Annotated in this window: 18 protein-coding genes and 1 riboswitch; of the genes, 5 read left to right on the forward strand and 13 right to left on the reverse strand. The window is 43.8% G+C overall.

The features are described 5' to 3' along the window. Positions 1 to 6 precede the first annotated feature (6 nt). The 9 genes from O3655_RS07185 to O3655_RS07225 all read right to left on the reverse strand — a co-directional run bounded on the left by O3655_RS07185 (position 7) and on the right by O3655_RS07225 (position 10,519). The gene (locus tag O3655_RS07185) at positions 7 to 573 is read right to left on the reverse strand and encodes an aminodeoxychorismate/anthranilate synthase component II (protein WP_308697122.1); all 567 of its coding nucleotides are present in this window, start codon (positions 571 to 573) and stop codon (positions 7 to 9) included. Then, the gene (trpE, locus tag O3655_RS07190; protein WP_308697121.1) at positions 570 to 1,931 is read right to left on the reverse strand and encodes an anthranilate synthase component I; all 1,362 of its coding nucleotides are present in this window, start codon (positions 1,929 to 1,931) and stop codon (positions 570 to 572) included. Before trpE ends, O3655_RS07185 begins: the two co-directional genes overlap by 4 nt. 293 nt (positions 1,932 to 2,224) lie before the next feature. Further along, on the reverse strand, positions 2,225 to 3,403 hold the full coding sequence (gene trpB, locus O3655_RS07195; RefSeq protein ID WP_308697120.1) for a tryptophan synthase subunit beta: 1,179 nt from the start codon (positions 3,401 to 3,403) through the stop codon (positions 2,225 to 2,227). 427 nt (positions 3,404 to 3,830) lie between these two features. Further along, a complete protein-coding gene (locus O3655_RS07200; protein ID WP_254736586.1) occupies positions 3,831 to 5,060 on the reverse strand; it encodes a DegT/DnrJ/EryC1/StrS aminotransferase family protein in 1,230 nt (409 codons plus the stop codon). A gap of 42 nt (positions 5,061 to 5,102) precedes the next feature. Beyond that, positions 5,103 to 5,795 (reverse strand): sugar transferase, encoded by a 693-nt coding sequence (locus O3655_RS07205; RefSeq protein WP_308697119.1) that lies wholly within the window; start codon positions 5,793 to 5,795, stop codon positions 5,103 to 5,105. A 104-nt stretch (positions 5,796 to 5,899) separates the two neighbouring features. Then, positions 5,900 to 7,642: an ABC transporter ATP-binding protein gene (locus O3655_RS07210; RefSeq protein ID WP_308697118.1), complete on the reverse strand. Its 1,743-nt coding sequence runs from the start codon at positions 7,640 to 7,642 to the stop codon at positions 5,900 to 5,902. Next, the gene (locus tag O3655_RS07215) at positions 7,632 to 9,377 is read right to left on the reverse strand and encodes an ABC transporter transmembrane domain-containing protein (RefSeq protein ID WP_308697117.1); all 1,746 of its coding nucleotides are present in this window, start codon (positions 9,375 to 9,377) and stop codon (positions 7,632 to 7,634) included. Before O3655_RS07215 ends, O3655_RS07210 begins: the two co-directional genes overlap by 11 nt. A gap of 54 nt (positions 9,378 to 9,431) precedes the next feature. Next, positions 9,432 to 10,067: a DUF421 domain-containing protein gene (locus tag O3655_RS07220; protein WP_038806300.1), complete on the reverse strand. Its 636-nt coding sequence runs from the start codon at positions 10,065 to 10,067 to the stop codon at positions 9,432 to 9,434. Next, a complete protein-coding gene (locus tag O3655_RS07225; RefSeq protein ID WP_000675331.1) occupies positions 10,064 to 10,519 on the reverse strand; it encodes a DUF3290 family protein in 456 nt (151 codons plus the stop codon). Before O3655_RS07225 ends, O3655_RS07220 begins: the two co-directional genes overlap by 4 nt. Before the next feature lie 133 nt (positions 10,520 to 10,652). Here O3655_RS07225 and O3655_RS07230 point away from each other — a divergent pair, with 133 nt between their 5' ends. From O3655_RS07230 to O3655_RS07245, 4 genes are all read left to right on the forward strand, one after another. Beyond that, on the forward strand, positions 10,653 to 11,480 hold the full coding sequence (locus O3655_RS07230; RefSeq protein ID WP_084881649.1) for an exodeoxyribonuclease III: 828 nt from the start codon (positions 10,653 to 10,655) through the stop codon (positions 11,478 to 11,480). An 11-nt stretch (positions 11,481 to 11,491) separates the two neighbouring features. After that, positions 11,492 to 11,878, forward strand: coding sequence for a VOC family protein (locus tag O3655_RS07235; RefSeq protein ID WP_061452820.1), 387 nt, complete (start codon positions 11,492 to 11,494; stop codon positions 11,876 to 11,878). A 133-nt stretch (positions 11,879 to 12,011) separates the two neighbouring features. Beyond that, positions 12,012 to 12,107: riboswitch (purine riboswitch) on the forward strand. Positions 12,108 to 12,542: 435 nt separating this feature from the next. Continuing rightward, positions 12,543 to 13,124, forward strand: coding sequence for a xanthine phosphoribosyltransferase (locus O3655_RS07240; protein WP_308697116.1), 582 nt, complete (start codon positions 12,543 to 12,545; stop codon positions 13,122 to 13,124). Further along, entirely contained in the window at positions 13,124 to 14,386 is a 1,263-nt protein-coding gene (locus O3655_RS07245; RefSeq protein ID WP_308697115.1) for a nucleobase:cation symporter-2 family protein, read from the forward strand. The genes O3655_RS07240 and O3655_RS07245 overlap by 1 nt, the downstream gene beginning before the upstream one ends. 32 nt (positions 14,387 to 14,418) lie before the next feature. Here O3655_RS07245 and O3655_RS07250 read toward each other — a convergent pair whose 3' ends face one another. The 4 genes from O3655_RS07250 to O3655_RS07265 form a co-directional block, all read right to left on the reverse strand. Beyond that, positions 14,419 to 14,823 (reverse strand): PaaI family thioesterase, encoded by a 405-nt coding sequence (locus tag O3655_RS07250; RefSeq protein WP_070696131.1) that lies wholly within the window; start codon positions 14,821 to 14,823, stop codon positions 14,419 to 14,421. Between the two features lie 69 nt (positions 14,824 to 14,892). Continuing rightward, entirely contained in the window at positions 14,893 to 16,380 is a 1,488-nt protein-coding gene (locus tag O3655_RS07255; RefSeq protein ID WP_371641266.1) for a UDP-glucose--hexose-1-phosphate uridylyltransferase, read from the reverse strand. Then, the gene (locus O3655_RS07260) at positions 16,377 to 17,036 is read right to left on the reverse strand and encodes an HAD family phosphatase (protein WP_000340242.1); all 660 of its coding nucleotides are present in this window, start codon (positions 17,034 to 17,036) and stop codon (positions 16,377 to 16,379) included. The genes O3655_RS07255 and O3655_RS07260 overlap by 4 nt, the downstream gene beginning before the upstream one ends. Positions 17,037 to 17,047: 11 nt before the next feature. Further along, positions 17,048 to 18,226, reverse strand: a complete 1,179-nt coding sequence (locus O3655_RS07265; RefSeq protein ID WP_045616738.1) for a galactokinase — start codon at positions 18,224 to 18,226, stop codon at positions 17,048 to 17,050. Positions 18,227 to 18,390: 164 nt separating this feature from the next. Between O3655_RS07265 and galR the strand changes: the two genes are divergently transcribed. Beyond that, a complete protein-coding gene (galR, locus tag O3655_RS07270; RefSeq protein WP_049501575.1) occupies positions 18,391 to 19,392 on the forward strand; it encodes a DNA-binding transcriptional regulator GalR in 1,002 nt (333 codons plus the stop codon). Positions 19,393 to 19,394 lie beyond the last annotated feature (2 nt).

Here is a 19,394-nt window from a genome sequence, read left to right on the forward strand (position 1 = left end):
GTTTCCTCACTTTACAACCTTCTCGATAAAATTCCGAATAGAAGACAAGCCATCTGGCGTTCCGATGCTTTCTGGATGGTACTGGAAACCATAAATTGGAAGTTTTTTGTGTTGGATTCCCATAATGGCTTGGTCATCAGTCGAACGAGCTGTCACTTCAAAGTCTTCAGGCATTTTTTCAATCAAAATACTGTGGTAACGCATGACCGGACGGCCATCCTCAATGCCTTGATAGAGAACAGAAGGCGCTTCAAAGCTGATATGGCTCTGTTTCCCATGCATAACTTTGGGAGCCAAGCCTAACTGTCCACCAAAGACCTCTGCGATAGCTTGGTGACCCAAACAAATCCCTAGAATTGGCTTCTTACCTGCAAAGTCACGAATCATATCTTCCATCTTTCCAGCATCAACTGGCCAACCAGGACCGGGAGAAAAAACCAGACCATCTGCTTTTTTAGCTTCTTCATATAGCTTGGGATCATCATTTCTTAAGACCTGCACTTCTGCAAAATTCCCAATGTATTGAGCCAAGTTATAGGTAAAAGAATCATAGTTGTCAATCAATAAAATCATGGTCTTAGTTCTCCAATTCTAGTCATAGATTTAGCCTTGTTAATGGTTTCTTGGTATTCGTTTTGGGCGATAGAGTCATAGACAATCCCTGCCCCAGCCTGCACATAGGCTGTTTGATCTTTGAGAATCATAGTTCGGATGGCAATGGCGAAATCCATATCACCCGTCGCAGACAAGTAGCCGATTGCTCCTGCGTATACGCCTCGTTTTTCCGTCTCCAGTTCATAGATGCGTCTCATGGCCCGAATCTTTGGTGCTCCTGAAACTGTTCCAGCTGGAAGTGTAGCTTTCAAAGCATCCATGGCAGTGAGGTCTGGAAGCAAACGTCCCTTGACCACGCTGGTCAAATGCATGACATAGCGGAAGAGCTCCACTTCCATATACTTGGTGACTTGAACACTAGCAGTTTCAGAGATGCGGCCAATATCGTTACGCCCCAAGTCTACCAACATCCGATGTTCTGCTGTTTCCTTCTCATCAGAAAGCAGGTCAGTCGCCAAGGCCTTGTCCTCTTCATCCGTAGCCCCTCTTGGTCGCGTACCTGCAATCGGATTGGTAGTTACGATGCCATTTTTGACAGAAACCAAACTTTCTGGACTAGCACCAATGATTTGATAATCCCCAAAATCATAGAAATAAAGGTAATTAGATGGATTGGTCACGCGGAGATTTCTGTAGAAGTCAAATGGATTTCCAGTAACTTCTGCTGAGAAACGCTGGCTGAGCACGCATTGGAACATATCACCATTACGAATCAAGTCGCGAGCTGTTTCCACCATTTGCTCAAACTTCTGAGGAGCGATATGCGGTTTGAAGTTCAGCGGAGATAAATCCAAGTCTTCAAATTCATTTGGAGCAGGGATGCGTAATTCCTCAAGTACTTGGTTCAAGGCTTTTTCCAAGTCTTCTTGACTGCGATCGCTATAGAGAGCATCCTCAATGACATGGATTTTTTCCTTCTTGTGGTCAAAAACCATATAGCTCTCATAGACAAAGAAATGCATGTCTGGCGTCCCAATCGTATCCTCAGGGATTTGACCAATTTCTTCATAAAGAGAAATCATATCGTAACCGACAAAGCCAATGGCTCCCCCACCAAAAGGGAGGTCTGAATGGTGCTGGCTCTTATGAGTCACTTCATAAAGGAAATCCAAAGGATCCCGATCAATCACTTGCCCATTTTGATAAAGGACTCCATTTTCAAACTTAATCTCAAAAACAGGATTATAAGCTAGGATAGAAAAACGAGCGGTTTCCTTGTCTCTCGGAATACTTTCTAGGATAACCTTGTGTTGCCCCTTTAGGCGCATATAAGCCAAGATTGGTGATAAGACATCTCCATGAATGATTCGTTCCATTGTAATTTCCCTTTCAGTTCTACTTCTAGTCCGTGGCGATTGTATGAAAAATCCCCACGCAAAATAACTTGCGTGAGGACGAAATTCGCGGTGCCACCTCAATTATAGGATTTCTCCTATCTCTCATTCCTGTCTCAGAAAACTCCTGTAACAGGCTGTGCGATAAAGGGCACTCCCTTGAGAATTATGTTTTCTTCTCTCGTTTCAGATGGACCCAACCTTACAGCTTTCTCTACTTGTTTCCAGCAATCACAAGCTCTCTGGGAAAGAAAGTACTGTAATTTTTCCATCTCTTATTTTTTAGCTTCCAGGTAGTCTGCAATAGCAGATACGTCCTTGTCTCCACGACCAGAGACATTGATGATGATAATCTCATCCTTACTTAGTTTCGGTGCACGTTTAACCGCTTCTGCGATGGCGTGCGAACTTTCAATCGCTGGGATAATTCCTTCTGTCTTGCTTAATAAAAGCAAGGCTTGAACGGCTTCTTCATCTGTCGCTGCTACGTATTCTACGCGGCCAGAATCTTTGAAGTAGGCGTGTTCTGGACCAACCCCTGGATAGTCCAAACCAGCTGAGATAGAGTAAACTGGCGCCAGCTCTCCGTCTTCCTTAAAGACTGCATAGGTCTTCATACCATCGACAATTCCGACACTACCTTTTGTCATAGTGGCTGCATGCTTGTCTGTGTCAAGTCCATGACCGGCAGCTTCGACCCCAACCAATTTGACTTCTTCATCAGCTACATACTGCGAAAAAGCACCGATAGCATTGGAACCACCACCTACACAGGCAATGACGTAGTCTGGTAAACGGCCTTCTTTTTCTAAGATTTGACGGCGAGATTCTTCACTGATGACCTTTTGGAATTCATGAACAATAGTTGGATAAGGGTGAGGCCCCACAGCAGATCCCAAAACGTAGAAGGCTTCAAGGTCATTCATCCATGCTCCAAAGGCTGCATCGACCGCATCCTTAAGAGTTCGTGTCCCTGTTTCAACTGCGTGAACGGTCGCTCCCATCATCTCCATACGGAAGACATTGAGACGTTGACGCTCCACATCTTCTGCCCCCATGTAGACATCACAAGCCATACCAAACTTGGCTGCAGCAGCCGCTGTCGCAACACCGTGCTGACCAGCTCCTGTTTCTGCAATGACACGTTTTTTACCCATACGTTTGGCAAGAAGAATTTGCCCTAAAACGTTGTTGAGTTTGTGAGAACCAAGGTGGTTCAGGTCTTCACGTTTAAGATAAATCTTAGCCCCACCTAGGTAGTCTGTCAGACTTTCCGCAAAATAAAGCGGTGTTTCGCGACCTGAATAATCCTTCAAGTAATGACGAAATTCTGCCAAAAACTCTGGATCATCCTTGTATTTATCAAATGTCACTTCTAACTCATCCAACAAAGCCTGAATCGGCTCCGGTACAAAACTACCACCAAATTGTCCAAAATAACCTTTAGTTGTCATAAAATTTTCCTCCTTCTGTATGAATCCGGCTTTTTGTTTGCTTTTAGTAGTAGGCAAGGAGCTGTAGATAGAACTCAAGTTCATCAAAGTGCCTTAACGCCCTAATAAAAGATAAACAAAACGACGGATAGAAAAAAGCCCACACACAGAAAATTATTCCGTGTGAGGGCGTTGGTAACGCGGTGCCACCTCAATTATAAAGGGACTATTCCCCTTTACATCTCTGCCTTGTCTAACAACAAGTTGCACTGTAAGGTGTGCGCACCGAATTTTCATTGTTTCAAATTCATTTTTAAAATCAGCCCACTTTCACTACTTCCAACCACCTGTTCACAATCACCACAGGCTCCCTGAAGATCAAAAATAGTTACTTTTCTGATTTGTTGAGAATATTATATGCTATTGTCCTCTTTTTGTCAAGATTTTTTTATGATTTTTTTCCTGATCCGAGGATTTCTTCAGAAATTCTCACCAAAGTCTGAACGATGTAATCAACTTCTTCATCGCTTAATTTTGTATGAAGAGGAAGCGTAATTTCATTTTCAAAGAAAGCATAGGCTCTTGGATAATCTGCCATATCGAAACCAAGATTCTTATAGGCTGTCAAGAGAGGAAGCGGTTTATAGTGTACATTACTTGCAATTCCTGCTTTAGCCAATTCTTGGATGATGAGGTTGCGTTCTTCTAAACTTGCTCCTTCTACATGGGTGATATAGAGGTGGCGTGAAGATTCGACAGTATCAGTCTTGTGTGCCAGTGGGTGAATACGAGTATCCGCAAAACCACGATCATAACGATCCACGATGTCCTTACGACGTTGTAGCAACCCAGAGTAACGGTCCAATTGTACCAAACCAAGTGACGCCATGATATCGGTCATATTGCACTTGTAGGCTGGTGTAACGATATCGTATTCCCATGAACCCAATTGCATCTTGGCAAGAGCGTCTTTAGTTTGACCATGAAGGGAAAGGATTTGGAACTCCTTGTACATCTCTTCGTCATCAATCGCTGGATTGGCTTTCCAAGTGGCACTTCCTCCCTCAGCCGTTGTAAAGTTCTTAACGGCATGGAATGAGAAGGAAGTAAAGTCAGCGATCGAACCAGCTGGTTGTCCTTTATAAGTAGATCCCAAAGCATGGGCACTATCAGAGACAATCACGATACGGTTAAAGGCCTTTTGCCACTTACTTGAAGCAGTAAAGAGGTCCCGTTTTTTCTCCACGACTTGGAACAAACGGTCATAGTCGCACACAATCCCTGCAAGCTCTACTGGGATGATAACCTTAGTTTTCTCAGTGATAGCTTGCTCAAGTAGGTCATAATCCATCTCAAACGTATCTGCTTGGATATCCACCATGACAGGTGTCGCTCCTACGTGAGTGATGACACTACATGAAGCTGTATAAGTCATAGCTGGAACGATGACTTCATCACCTGGTCCCACTTCCAAAACACGTAAAATCAACTCAAGAGCTGCGGTCGCAGAGTTGAGGCAGACAGTCTTAGGTGTCTGTGTGTATTGAGACAAGCGGCGCTCTAATTCTTTTGTCTTAGGACCTGTTGTAATCCAGCCAGAACGCAGGGTGTCTGCTACTTCAGCAATTTCAGCTTCAGTGATATCGGGCGGTGAAAATGGAATATTGTAATTTGGCATTGATTTGCTCCTTTTATCTGTACTCATTTTCTTATGACTACTTTATTTTAGCACTTCAAACACGGTTTGAAACATGATTTTGATGTCTCCAAGGAAACTAAACTCTCGGAGATAGGCGAGATTATAGCGCATCTTTTCAGGAAGAACATGCTCTACATAGGTCTGGTCAACCGACAGACCTTTCTCTGTCATCTGACTGATGATGGTGTCCTCATCCTTGTAGTTGATGCTGGCTGGAGAGGTGATTCCTGCTGGCAAGAGCAAGGTCGCCATCATTTCAGGGCTATACTGCTCGGTGTAACGTGGCACCTCAGGTCGTGTGCCTACAAAGGACATTTCGCCTTTAAGGACATTGACCAGCTGAGGCAGTTCGTCCAAACGCACACGTCGAATGAAATTTCCAACCTTGGTAATGCGACTATCGTTAGCAGAAGTCACCAGGCTTCCTTTTTTATCTGCATCCGTTACCATAGTACGGAACTTCCAAATCTTGAACGGACGGTTGTACTGGGTCACGCGCTCTTGCTTGTAAATGACAGGTCCCTTGCTATCCAACTTGATCCAAATGCTCAAGATAAGAAAGATGGGAGAAGTCAAAAGTAGCAAAAACAGGGCCAGAACCCAATCCAGGCAACGCTTGAAAATCAGCGACCCTTTCCTTTTAGAGACAAGCTGGTAATAAGACTCAACCTCGCTTGATTGCATTTCCACGGGCAAGTCTTCCCATTTCAGCATGCTGTTTCTCCTTTGTTTTTATTATACTATTTGTCAACATTTTTCATTATACCACAAAATGGAAAAGGCGGTGCAAGAAATCTGTAATTTAAAGGAATTCTTCTTTAGGTAAGAGCCCCTGCCTGCAAGCTATACATCTTGTGATAGGTTCCTCCCAAGTCCAAGAGTTCCTCATGGGTTCCACTCTCGATGATGCGCCCCTTATCCAAGACATAAATACAGTTGGCGTCCTGGATGGTCGAAAGGCGATGAGCAATAGCAATGGTTGTCCGTCCCTGTCTCATCTTAGCTAGGGAATCTTGAACCAAACTTTCTGTTTCAGAGTCAATATTGGCTGTCGCTTCATCCAAAATCAGGATTTTAGGCTGACTAGCGACTGTTCTAGCAAAGGCAAGAAGCTGGCGCTGGCCAGTAGAAAAGCTCGAACCACGCTCGGAAACGGGGGCATCATAACCCTGCGGAAGGTCCTGAATAAAGGAATCTGCATCCACAAAGGCAGCCGCAGCCTGGACCTCTTCATCACTAATGTCTTGGTACATGGCGATATTGGACTTGATAGTCCCGTGATAGAGGAAGGGATCTTGCAGGACTAATCCGATATTCTTTCTCAGCTCTTCCTGACTGTAGTTCCTGATATCCACATCATCCAAGAGAACTCGGCCTGACTGAAATTCATAAAAACGCATGAGGACATTGATAATAGAAGATTTCCCTGAACCTGTATGTCCTACAAAGGCAATGGTTTCGCCCTTGTTAACTGAAAAGGAAATGTCATCCAGTATTGGATGTTTACCGTCATAAGAGAAACACACATGTTCAAAACGAATATTGCCTTCTTGAACTTTGGCTTTCCCATCTTCTTGAAGAGGCTCATAGGTTGTCTCATCAATCAAGGCAAAGACACGGCCTGCAGACACCATGGACGTTTGAAGGGTTGAAAAGTTTTGCGTCACCTCAATCAGGGGATCAAAAAGGCGGTTGATGTACTGGATGAAGACATACATGGTTCCAGCTGTTATCCCGATAGAAAGACCACGGTAACCAAAGTAAGCCATCAAAACGGCGTAGCCTAGAAGTTTCAGCAAACTCATGGCAGGTCGCAAAAAGAGGGCATCCAAGGCTACAGAACGGTTGGCATAGACCAAGTGTTCTTGGTTGATTTCATCAAATTCTGCCTGCAGGCGCTTCTCTTGATTAAAGGCCTGGATAATCCTGATTCCCTCGATATTCTCTGCCAGCTTACTATTGATATCCGACAAGAGACTTCTGGTTTTCTCGATGATTTTCACTGATTTTTTCCGGTAGAGATTGACCAAAAGGAAAATCAAGGGAAGAAAGAGCAAGACTAAAGCTGTCAAACGAAAATCCAGCACCAACATGGTATACAGAGTTGTCAGAAAGATGAAAACTGCTGAGATAAAGCTGGATAAAATCCCTGAAAACATATCACTGATAGTCTCGGTATCATTGGTCAAACGAGAAACGATAGAGCCTGCTGGCGTCTTGTCAAAATAAGACATGCCCAGCTTCTCCATATTGGCAAATGCATCGCGACGAATATCCCTTACAATACTGTAGGACACCCGCGCAAAGAGAAGATTGCCGACATACTGAACTACAGTTTGTAGGATATAAAGGCCATAATAGACCATCAAAACGGTAACGGCCAGTTGGTTAAGATTACTGAGATACTGGTCGATAAAGTGGGAGGCCACGAGGGGAATGACACTTTTAATGACTGTCGTCGCAAGGAGAAAACTGAGTGCTAAAAAGGTCAGGAGGCCATAGGGCTTGAGATAGGACATCAAGCGCTTCAATACAGCCCACTGTTCTTGTTTATTCTGCATCTTCTTCTCCTTTCATTTCCAACTGCTGAGACTGATAGGTTTGGGCATACCAGCCGTCCATAGCTAGCAGGTCTTGGTGCGTACCCCGTTCTATGATTTGGCCATTTTGCAGAACCAAGATTAGATCTGCATGGACAACTGCACTCAGGCGATGGGCTGTAATAATGGTTGTCTTATCCTTCCGCGTCTCCTTGAGATTGTCGATGATTGCATACTCCGTCTTGGCATCCACGGCGGACAGGGAATCATCTAAAATTAAGATATCAGGGTCTAGAATCATAGCTCGACTCATGGCTAGGCGCTGCTTTTGCCCACCTGAGAGACTGACTCCCTTTTCACCGATCAGCGTATCAAATCCCTGAGGCATGTCCACAATATCTTTATAAACTTGAGCTAGTTTAGTCGCTTCCTCGACCGCTGAAAGGGGCAAATTAGGATTGCCGAAGCGGATATTGTCTAAGATAGAGGTCGCAAAGAGAAACTGATCTTGAGGGACATAGCCCATGAGACCACGAAGGTCTGTCAGACGATAATCACGAATATCGTGACCATTTAGGAAAATAGCTCCCTTATCCACATCGTATTCACGCAAGAGGAGCTTAATCAAGGACGTTTTCCCAGAGCCTGTCTGTCCGACCAAGCCTAGGGTTTGTCCTTTTTCTAAACTAAAGTGAATATCCGTCAGTGTCTCCTCATTTTCAAAGGCAAAGCTGTCAATAGCGTACTCCAAACGTCCATTTACAATACCGTCCAGAGGAAACTCAGGGTCTTTTACAGGTGATTCCTGAGATAAAAGTTCCTCAATCCGTTGGTAAGAAACCTTGCCTCGCTGAGTGATATTAAAGAGGAAACCAATGGCCATAAGAGGCCAAACTAGCATATCCAAGTAGCTGATAAAGGTGACCAGATTCCCAACCGTGATTTGCCCTTTCTGAACCATCAAAGAGCCGACCAAGAGAGTTAAAACATAGGACGAACCAACAAACAAGAGAACCATGGGGTCAAAGAGACTATCGTATTTCATGGTTTGGAGATTCTTTTGGAAGGTCAATTCATTGACTGCCTGAAAGGACTTCAACTCGTCCGCCTGGTAACCGAAAGACTTGGTCACTTTAATACCTGATACAGACTCCTGTACCTTGTTATTAAGTTCGGAAAAGGCAGCTTGGGATTCGCCAAAGGCCTTGTGGGTCTTTCTCCCTAGACGACTGGTCGCATAAGCCATGAAAGGCAGGGGAAGAATGGCAACCAAGGTCATCTGCCATGAAATGCTAAAGAGCATGGTCAACAAGGTCACTAAAGCTGTGATTGAGGCATCAACCGCTGACATAACCCCTCCCCCTGCCAGACGAGTCAAGGCATTTATATCATTGGTAGCGTGTGCCATCAGGTCTCCCGTCCGATAGGTTTGATAAAAAGCTGGAGACATTTTTGTGAAATGCTCAAACAAGCGAGACCGCATAATCTGCCCCAGACGATAGGAAGTCCCAAGGATATACATGCGCCAAACATAGCGTAGATAGTACATACCCAAAGCTGCAAGAAGCAGATAAAGGAGGTTCAAAAGCAAGTCCTGCTGGGTTAATTGCCCCGATGTAATGGCATCAATGACCCGCCCCATAACCATTGGGGGAATGAGGTTAAGGACGGAAACCAAGACCAGGGCCACGATTCCGACTAGATAACGGCGTTTTTCTAACTTGAAAAACCACCAAAGTTTTTGAATAATGGACATAAAATCCCTTTCTGATTGCAAATAGAAACCTGAGGCCAAGACCCCAGGTTTTTCTTATTCATAGGTTACGACTGTAACGGCACCCTTGTCATACTCAGCGATAAAGATATTAGCTACATTGTCATGTCCTTGCTTGTTGAGGTTATCAAGCAGCCACTCTTCGCTACGACCAATCGACTCCAAAACATCGACTTGTATCACACCGTCAGTCACAACTGGATACTTAGGATTTTCATCTCCCATTTGGACCACGATGAGTTGGCCATTTTGCTCCTGCACAGCGCATTTGACTTGCTTCATCTGGAAAATTCCTTGGCTACGAAGTTTGAGAGCAACTTCTGCCGCAGACAAACCAACTGAACGACAGGCTTCTGGGTCAATCTGCCCATTTTTGATGAGCAGAGTCGGTTTACCATCAATCAAGCGTTTGACAAAACGAACATTGTTATTAAGCCACTTGAGGGTCAAAACCAAAATCGTCCACATCATCAGAATCACTGCGTATTGCAGGATACTGATTGAACTATTGTAAATTACCCCACCGATGATACCACCAAGAACATAGTTCTGAATTTGGTCTGTAGCAGAGTTAGGTGCTAGATTCCCCTTTCCTGTCACATTAATAACAAAAACAAGAGAGAAAAGACCCAAGGCCAGTTTGATTAAAATTTCCATATAGTTGAGTGTCATTTGTTTACCTCCACCAATTCAATAGCGTCTGTTTGATGCAATTCTAATTTCTCTAAAAGATACTTGTCTGGTTGGCTCCCGTTCATGGCGCGGTAGAAATTTGGACCTACCTTGACAAGCGCTCCATCAGTGGCAGCTGAAGTATTAACGTAAACTTCTGATTTATCCACCCCCAAGTCTTTGGAAACAACCTCTATGAAATGAAGTGAAGTTTGAAATTGGTTGTTAGAGGCTTGATTGGTCTGGTATTTTGAGATTGTCACCAAAAGCATGGCCACCAAGGTCAAGGCCAAAATCATGACCAATTCCCGAAACTTAGTCCCCTTTTTATCTCGATAGGCTTTAAAAGCAAAAAATCCTGTGATAGCTAGGAGAACAATTCCAAAGCCAATCATGATGCCATTTTGCTGACTGATTTGGCTAAGTACATAGTCATATGAGTAAAATTTCATTTATTTTCACTCCCTTTCATAAAATCATTCTTAATTATAAACGAAAGAGAGTGATTTTTCAAGCCATACGTTGGGGAAATAGACCTTTTTTTGGTATAATAAAATCTATAATCTGAATGAAAAAGGTAACTTTATGAAACTCATCTCATGGAATATTGATTCCCTCAATGCAGCCCTAACTAGTGACTCAGCTCGTGCCAAATTGTCCCAAGAAGTCCTACAAACCTTGGTCGCCGAAAATGCTGATATCATCGCTATCCAAGAAACCAAGCTTTCTGCCAAGGGGCCTACAAAGAAACACTTGGAAATTTTAGAAGAACTCTTCCCAGGCTACGAAAATACGTGGCGCTCTTCCCAAGAACCTGCCCGTAAAGGCTATGCTGGAACCATGTTCCTTTATAAGAAAGAACTTACACCTACTGTCACTTTCCCAGAAATCGGTGCCCCTTCTACCATGGACTTAGAAGGTCGTATCATCACTCTAGAATTTGATGAATTTTTCGTTACCCAAGTTTACACTCCAAACGCTGGCGACGGTCTCAAACGCTTGGAAGAACGTCAGGTCTGGGATGTCAAATATGCTCAATACTTGGCTGAACTAGACAAAGAAAAACCAGTCCTTGCAACCGGTGACTACAATGTGGCCCACAATGAGATCGACCTTGCAAATCCTGCTAGCAACCGCCGTTCACCTGGATTTACCGACGAGGAGCGTGCTGGATTTACCAACCTCTTGGCAACTGGATTTACGGATACCTTCCGCCACATTCACGGCGATGTTCCAGAACGCTATACTTGGTGGGCACAACGCAGCAAGACTTCTAAAATCAACAATACAGGCTGGAGAATCGACTACTGGCTGACAAGCAACCGCGTGGCTGACAAGGTGACCAAGTCTGACATGATTGACTCGGGTGCGCGTCAAGACCATACGCCGATTGTATTGGAAATTGAACTCTAAGGAGAAAGCTAATGGACTATCAAGCTGTCATTCCTGAATTTGTAGTATCTGACCTCGAAAAGTCACGCCACTTCTACTGCGACTTGCTGGGATTTTCTGTCGAATACGAGCGTCCAGAGGAGAAATTTCTCTTCCTCTCACTTGAAGACTGCCAACTTATGCTAGAAGAAGGCAGTACAGAAGAATTAGCCCAACTAACCTATCCTTTCGGGCGCGGTGTCAATATTTCCTTTGGCATTGAAGATGTCCCTCAGCTCCACCAAAAACTGCTGGAAGCTGACTATCCTATCCATCGTCCGCTGACCAAGAGAACATTTCGTGTTGGGGATCATTATATCTATCCTCACGAATTTGCAGTCTTGGATCCCGATGGCTATTTTTTAAGATTTAGCGAATAAAAGAACAAAAGGCTACAATACTTTCTAGCGTTGCAGCCTTTTATTCGTTCGCTTTTATGATCTATTTACTAACAAAATATTTGATTTATAAAGCTAATTGGTGTAAAATAAAAACATTGGCAGCAGCCTATTTAAAATTGAATATCATTTTACTTGTTTATGTCGTGAATTGGCACGACGTTTCTACAAGGTGCCGAAACACCTAACAATGAGTATGTCAGCTGAAGGTATGGTTTTGGCCATGCCTATTTTGGGGACTTACTTAGGGGGGATTAAGTAGGTCCTTTTTGAATATTTTTGTTAAAGCACGCCTTTAAGTGTAAACTAAATATTTTTAATATTTCCCTTAATTAGTGCGGACGGGAGGTGAAATTACCCTGTGGATAATTTCAGGAATCCAGGGAATTTCATCCCTAATTTTTGAGCCCCTAGCTCTTTCATTTCTAGGCTTAGGCTAAAATAGTTCCCCGAACTATTTTACTCTCAAAAATCCCGTCATAGACAATAACAAGATTATTGTCTATGATACCACTACGGCGGGAAATATTTGATAAAACTCGCTTCGCTCGTACTAGTTTTATCAAATATATAGTACTAGCAAACTGGTTCACTATAGAAATATTTAACCAACAAGTAAACTGGCTTTTAGACTTTAGGAGGTCTTATGAAATTATTAGAAGAGCGCATCCTCGAGGATGGGCATATCTTGGGGGACAACATCCTCAAGGTGGATTCCTTTTTAACCCACCAGGTTGACTATCGTTTGATGCGGGAGATTGGTAAAGTTTTTGCGGAAAAATTCGCGTCTGCTGGCATTACCAAGGTTGTAACCATTGAAGCGTCAGGTATTGCCCCAGCCATTTTTACTGCCGAAGCTTTGAATGTTCCCATGATTTTCGCCAAGAAAGCTAAAAACATCACCATGAACGAAGGAATCTTAACCGCCAAAGTCTACTCCTTTACTAAGCAGGTGACCAGCACCGTTTCCATCGCTGGAAAATTCCTCTCACCTGAGGACAAGGTCTTGATTATCGATGATTTCCTAGCAAATGGACAAGCTGCCAAAGGCTTGATCCAAATCATCGAACAGGCCGGAGCAAAAGTTGAAGCGATAGGTATCGTGATTGAAAAGTCTTTCCAAGATGGTCGTGATTTGCTTGAAAAAGCTGGCTATCCAGTTCTATCACTGGCTCGCTTGGATCGTTTTGAAAACGGTCAGGTCGTATTTAAGGAGGCAGATCTCTAATGCAAAAACAAGAAAAACATTCGCAAGCAGCCGTTCTTGGATTGCAACACTTATTAGCCATGTACTCAGGTTCTATCCTGGTTCCTATCATGATTGCGACAGCTCTTGGCTATTCAGCTGAGCAGTTGACCTACCTGATCTCCACAGATATCTTCATGTGTGGGGTGGCCACCTTCCTTCAACTCCAACTCAACAAATACTTTGGGATTGGACTACCAGTCGTTCTCGGAGTTGCCTTCCAATCCGTCGCTCCTTTGATTATGATTGGGCAGAGTCACGGTAGTGGGGCTATGTTTGGTGCCCTTATCGCATCAGGGATTTATGTGGTTCTGATTTCAGGCATTTTCTCAAAAGTGGCCAATCTCTTCCCCTCTATCGTAACAGGATCTGTCATTACCACGATTGGTTTAACCTTGATTCCTGTCGCTATTGGAAATATGGGAAATAACGTTCCAGAGCCAACTGGTCAAAGTCTCCTACTTGCTGCTATCACTGTTCTGATTATCCTCTTGATCAACATCTTTACCAAAGGATTTATCAAGTCTATCTCCATTTTGATTGGTCTGGTTGTCGGAACCGCCATTGCCGCTACCATGGGCTTGGTAGACTTCTCTCCAGTCGCTGCAGCTCCACTCGTTCACATCCCAACTCCATTCTACTTTGGTACTCCAACTTTTGAAATCTCTTCTATCGTCATGATGTGTATCATCGCAACGGTTTCCATGGTGGAGTCGACTGGTGTTTACCTAGCTTTGTCAGATATTACCAATGACCCAATCGACAGCACGCGCCTTCGCAACGGTTACCGCGCAGAAGGTTTGGCTGTACTTCTCGGAGGAATTTTTAACACCTTCCCTTATACAGGATTTTCACAAAACGTTGGTTTGGTTAAATTGTCAGGTATCAAGACTCGCCTGCCAATCTACTACGCAGCTGGTTTCCTAGTCCTCCTTGGACTCCTTCCTAAGTTTGGTGCCCTAGCTCAAATCATTCCGAGTCCTGTCCTTGGTGGTGCCATGCTGGTGATGTTTGGTTTTGTTTCCCTTCAAGGGATGCAAATCCTCGCCCGCGTTGACTTTGCTAACAATGAACACAACTTCCTTATCGCAGCAGTTTCAATCGCTGCAGGTGTAGGACTCAACAATAGTAATCTCTTTGTCAGCATGCCGACAGCCTTCCAAATGTTCTTCTCAAACGGAATCGTCGTAGCCAGCCTACTGGCCATTGTACTCAATGCAGTATTAAATCATAAAAAGAAATAAGAAAAAGAGGTGCGAGCCTCTTTTTTGTTTATCTATATCCTCACCTGTCTTTCTGCTGACCGCTGGCCTGTGACAAACATGGTAAAGGTTGCCTTGCAGACATTTCTGCCTTCTTGATTGGTAATATCGACATCCACGACACAGGTTGTGCGACCTTGATGGACACATTCTCCTTTAATGGTCAACACGTCGTCGCGTTTTCCTGCCTTGAGGTAGTTGATAGAAGACTGAAGCGTCACTCCATCAAGCCCCAGAGAGATAACCACCAAACCACTAATCTGGTCACAAAGAGTAAAGAGATAGCCACCATGGGCATTGCCATAGTAGTTGAGCGACGAGTCCACTACTTTTGTCGTCACCACAACATGACCATCTCTCATTTTTTCAATTTCGTAATTTTCAAAGGCAGATATAGCATCAAAATGAAAATCTTTCATCGTTTCCTCCTGATAGTTCAAACGACACTATGATACTACTTTTTATAGGACTGTGCAAGGAGAAAGCTCCTAGTCTGGCAAAATTCCGACCTGCTCAACAAAACGCATAAAAGCTGCCTGTCCTTGTTCCGTCTGCTTGTAAACTCCTGCATCCTCCAAAACACGTGCAAAAATAGCACCCACAGAGTCCTTGACGATTTCAAGGGCTTTTTCTTTATCTGCTAGGTCCGGATGTTGGGCTTTGAGCTGGTCTGCCCATTCTTGATGATAGTCGGCAACTATATCATCATCTCCCACAAGATAGCTAGCAACCTGTTCCACTTCTGCTTTCAAACGTGGCGGCAGGATAGCCAAACCCATGACCTCAATCAAGCCGATATTTTCCTTCTTGATATGTTGGACATCCTTGTGGGGATGATAGATGCCATCAGGATGTTCTGGCGATGTCTGATTGTCCCGCAAGACCAAGTCCAACTCAAACTGTCCATCGCGTTTACGAGCAATCGGTGTGATGGTGTGATGCGGTGTCCCGTCTGTCTCTGCTAAAATCTGGACTTCAGGGTCTGAATACTGTCGCCATTCCTGTAAAATCTTGTCAGCCAAGTTAATCAAATCTTCTTTTGAATCCGAGGTCAAACGTAGCACTGACATAGGCCACTTGACAATCCCAGCCTTGACCTGATCAAAACCAGCAAATCGGAAAGCCTTTTGCAAAGGAGCCAATTCCATAGGAAACACGTGACGGCCTCCTTGATAGTGGTCATGGGTGAGAATAGAGCCTCCCACGATTGGCAGGTCGGCATTAGAGCCTGCAAAATAGCCAGGAAACTGCTCTACAATAGCCAGCAGACGCTCAAAGCTCTGACGACTGATAGCCATGGGGCGATGCTGGCCGTCTAAGAAAATACAGTGCTCATTAAAATAAGCATAGGGCGAATACTGGAAGCCCCACTCCTGACCCGCCATTTCAAAACGGATAATGCGGTGATTGCTTCGAGCTGGATGGTTAACCCGACCATGGTAGCCTTCGTTCTCTAGACAGAGTTGACACTGTGGGTAATTGCTAGCTTGAACCAACTTAGCTGCCGCAATCTCTTTTGGATCCTTTTCAGGTTTAGACAGATTGATAGTAATCTCCAGTTCTCCGTAGTCTGATGGTACACGATAAGCGATATTCTTAGAAATAGCCTTGAGCTTGATGTAGTCATTTTTCTGGCTGAGCTGGTAAAAATCACCTATCGCCTGCTCAGGAGAGTGAGCATAGGTTGTCCAAAAGTCACGATTAACCTGACTTGGACAAGGAGTTACCAAGTCCATCAGTTCAGAACCGAGGATTTCACGCGCAGTCTGACTGTCCTCAATCGTCTCTAATCGAACTGCTTCCTCGACTAACTGGTCCTTAAGGTCAATCAACTCATCCAGATCAGTCTCAACTTCCAAAACACCTTCACCCACTCGTGCTAAGACACGATTGGTTAGGTAGATTCGATCCATTTCCTCAAATGAACTTTCAGCAATGACTTCCGTGATAAATGCATCTAGAACTCCTTGACTCATTGATTCTCCTTCTTACTTTCTAAATAATCTCTGACAGCATCTAAATCCTGAAAAACTTGTTCTGTTTTATTTAAGAAAGACTGTGCTGGCATTTTTAAGTCTGGAATACAAATAACTGGTATCCCAGCTCTATACGCTGCTTCAATCCCTGCTTCACTATCCTCTAGTACTAAGCAATTCTCTGGTAAAACATTCAAATCAATACAGGCCTTTAAAAATATATCAGGGTAAGGTTTACTTCGCTTTACATCTTTTGCAAAAACTAGATGGTCAAATAGGGACAGTATCCCATTACTATCCAAAATCATTCTAGCTCTAGATTCAACACTTGAAGTTGCTAGAGCGATTGGAATACCTTCTCTTTGCAAAAAAGCAAGCAAATTTTTAGCACCTTTTTTTAAATTTACACCTTTGGCTAATATTCGAGCTTCCAGTTCATAAACTTTTTCCAAGGTTTGGTCAAAGTTCCAAGGTAAATCATAGTTATCTAAAAATCGTTGAACATTCTCCTCTTCCCTATGTCCACTGTATTCTCTAGAATATGTTTCTTCTGTGAAAGGAATTCCAAAATCTTTAAGCAATTCTTGATAAACTTTTAGAGAAATGATCTCAGTATCAGCTAATAAGCCATCTAAATCAAATATTACAGCGTCCATTTACTTCTCTCCTAGTCTAAAACGCGAGTGCCACCTGCAACTTCAGCGATATAGAAGCTTGGAGCATATCCAACGACTTCCTCATAGTGCTTGCCAACAGCTGCTTTAAAGGCCTCAACAGCATCTTTTCGCACCAAGGCAATGGCACAGCCACCAAATCCTGCCCCTGTCATACGAGCACCCAGAACACCTTCCTGAGCCCAAGCTGTGTGAACAAGGGTATCCAATTCCAAGCCAGTTACTTCATAGTCATGCTCCAAAGAAACGTGAGATGCATTCATCAAGCGACCAAAGGTTTCCAAATCACCTGCTTGAAGGGCTGCTTGAGCTTTAAGAGTACGTTGGTTTTCAAGCACAGCATGGCGAGCACGTTTTAAGCGATTTTCATCTTTAATCAGATAGCTGTATTGGTCAAAGGCCCACTCATCCAATTCACCCAAGGTCTGAATATCCAAGGCAACTTGCAATTCTTCCACAGCTTTTTCACACTCAGCACGGCGTTCATTGTACTTAGAGTCCGCCAGTTCACGACGTTTGTTGGTGTTCATGATAACAACGACATTGTCCTTCAAATCAAGTGGCACCAAGTCGTACTCCAAAGTGTTGGTATTCAGGTAAATGGCACGTTGGTCAGCACCCATACCGATGGCAAACTGGTCCATGATACCAGAGTTTACTCCGATAAAGTTGTTTTCTGTTTGTTTTCCGATTTTAACCAAATCCAAACGGTCTAGTTTTAAACCAAAGAGATGCTCTGCCACAACCCCTGTCAAGAGTTCCAAGGATGCTGAAGAGGACAAGCCTGCACCATTTGGGATATTCCCATAAACATAAAAATCAAACCCTTTGTCAATCACATGCCCAGCTTCTTGCAAGAAATGAAGAACCCCTTTTGGATAGTTGGTCCAGCTGTGCTCTTTTTCAAATTTGAGGTCAGCAAGAGGCACTTCGATGATACCCTTGTCCTCAAAGTTGGCTGAGTAGAAACGCAAAACTTGATCGTCACGCTTGCGAGCTGCACCATAAGTTCCCAAAGAAATAGCAGCTGGAAAAACGTGACCACCGTTGTAGTCCGTGTGTTCACCAATCAGATTGATACGACCTGGTGAAAAGAAAGTTTGGTCTGCTTCTTGACCAAAAACGGCAAGAAAATCTTTGCGAAGGGCTTCAGTAGTAAGATCTTGTGTCATATAAATTCTCCTTTGACTGTCCGTTAAGTCATCTTAACGTGTAATCGTTTTCTTCTATTGTATCCAAGGGATTTACCAAGGTCAATCCTTTTTACTAAACTTTTACTAAACTATCAGTAAAAATCAGAAAAATATGATATACTAACCTAAAAGGAGGAGGATTTATGGCTACCTTAAAAGACATCGCACAGCTAGCCTCTGTCTCTATTGCGACCGTATCTCGTGTCCTCAATCGCGACCAGAGCCTATCTGTCACAGAAGAAACCAGACACCGTATTTTAACCGTCGCGGAAGAGCTAGGCTATACTAAGCACCTCAAGACAGGCGAATCCCACAAACCAAAGCAAAAGATTGCCATTATCCAATGGGTCAGCGAACAAGGGGAGTTGGAAGATCTCTACTACTACCAGATTCGTCTCGGTATTGAAAAAAGAGCCCAAGAGTTGGACTATGATATCTTGCGCTATTTTAATGACCATCCTTTTACACTGAGCGAGGAAGTGATTGGCATTCTCTGCATCGGAAAATTTAGCCGAGCTCAGATTGCTGCCTTTGAAGAATACCAAAAACCTCTAGTCTTTATAGACAGCGATACCCTCTCATTAGGTCATACCTGTATTATCACTGACTTTTACACTGCTGTGAAACAAGTTGTAGACCATTTCCTCAGCAAAGGTATGAACCATATCGGAATTCTCACAGGCCTTGAGGAAACAACCGACCAGGAAGAAATTATCCAGGATAAGCGACTAGAAAATTTCAAAGACTATACCCAAGCAAATGGAATCTACCATGAAGAACTGGTCTTTCAGGGGAGCTTTACTGCCCAGTCTGGCTATGACTTGATGAAGGAGGCCATTCACAAGCTAGGAGAACAACTCCCACCAGCCTTTTTCGCAGCCAGCGATAGTTTAGCCATCGGTGCCCTCCGTGCCTTTCAAGAATCTGGAATTAGCCTACCAGACCGCGTCAGCCTCATTTCTTTTAACGACACTAGCCTGACCAAGCAGGTCTATCCTCCTCTTTCTAGCATTACCGTCTATACCGAAGAAATGGGCCGAGCAGGTATGGATATTCTTAACAAGGAAGTCCTCCACGGTCGCAAAATACCTAGCCTAACCATGCTGGGAACCAGACTGACTTTGAGAGAAAGTACGCTGCCATAACT

This window comes from Streptococcus sp. 27098_8_70 (assembly GCF_041432215.1).
GTDB lineage: Bacteria > Bacillota > Bacilli > Lactobacillales > Streptococcaceae > Streptococcus > Streptococcus oralis_CP.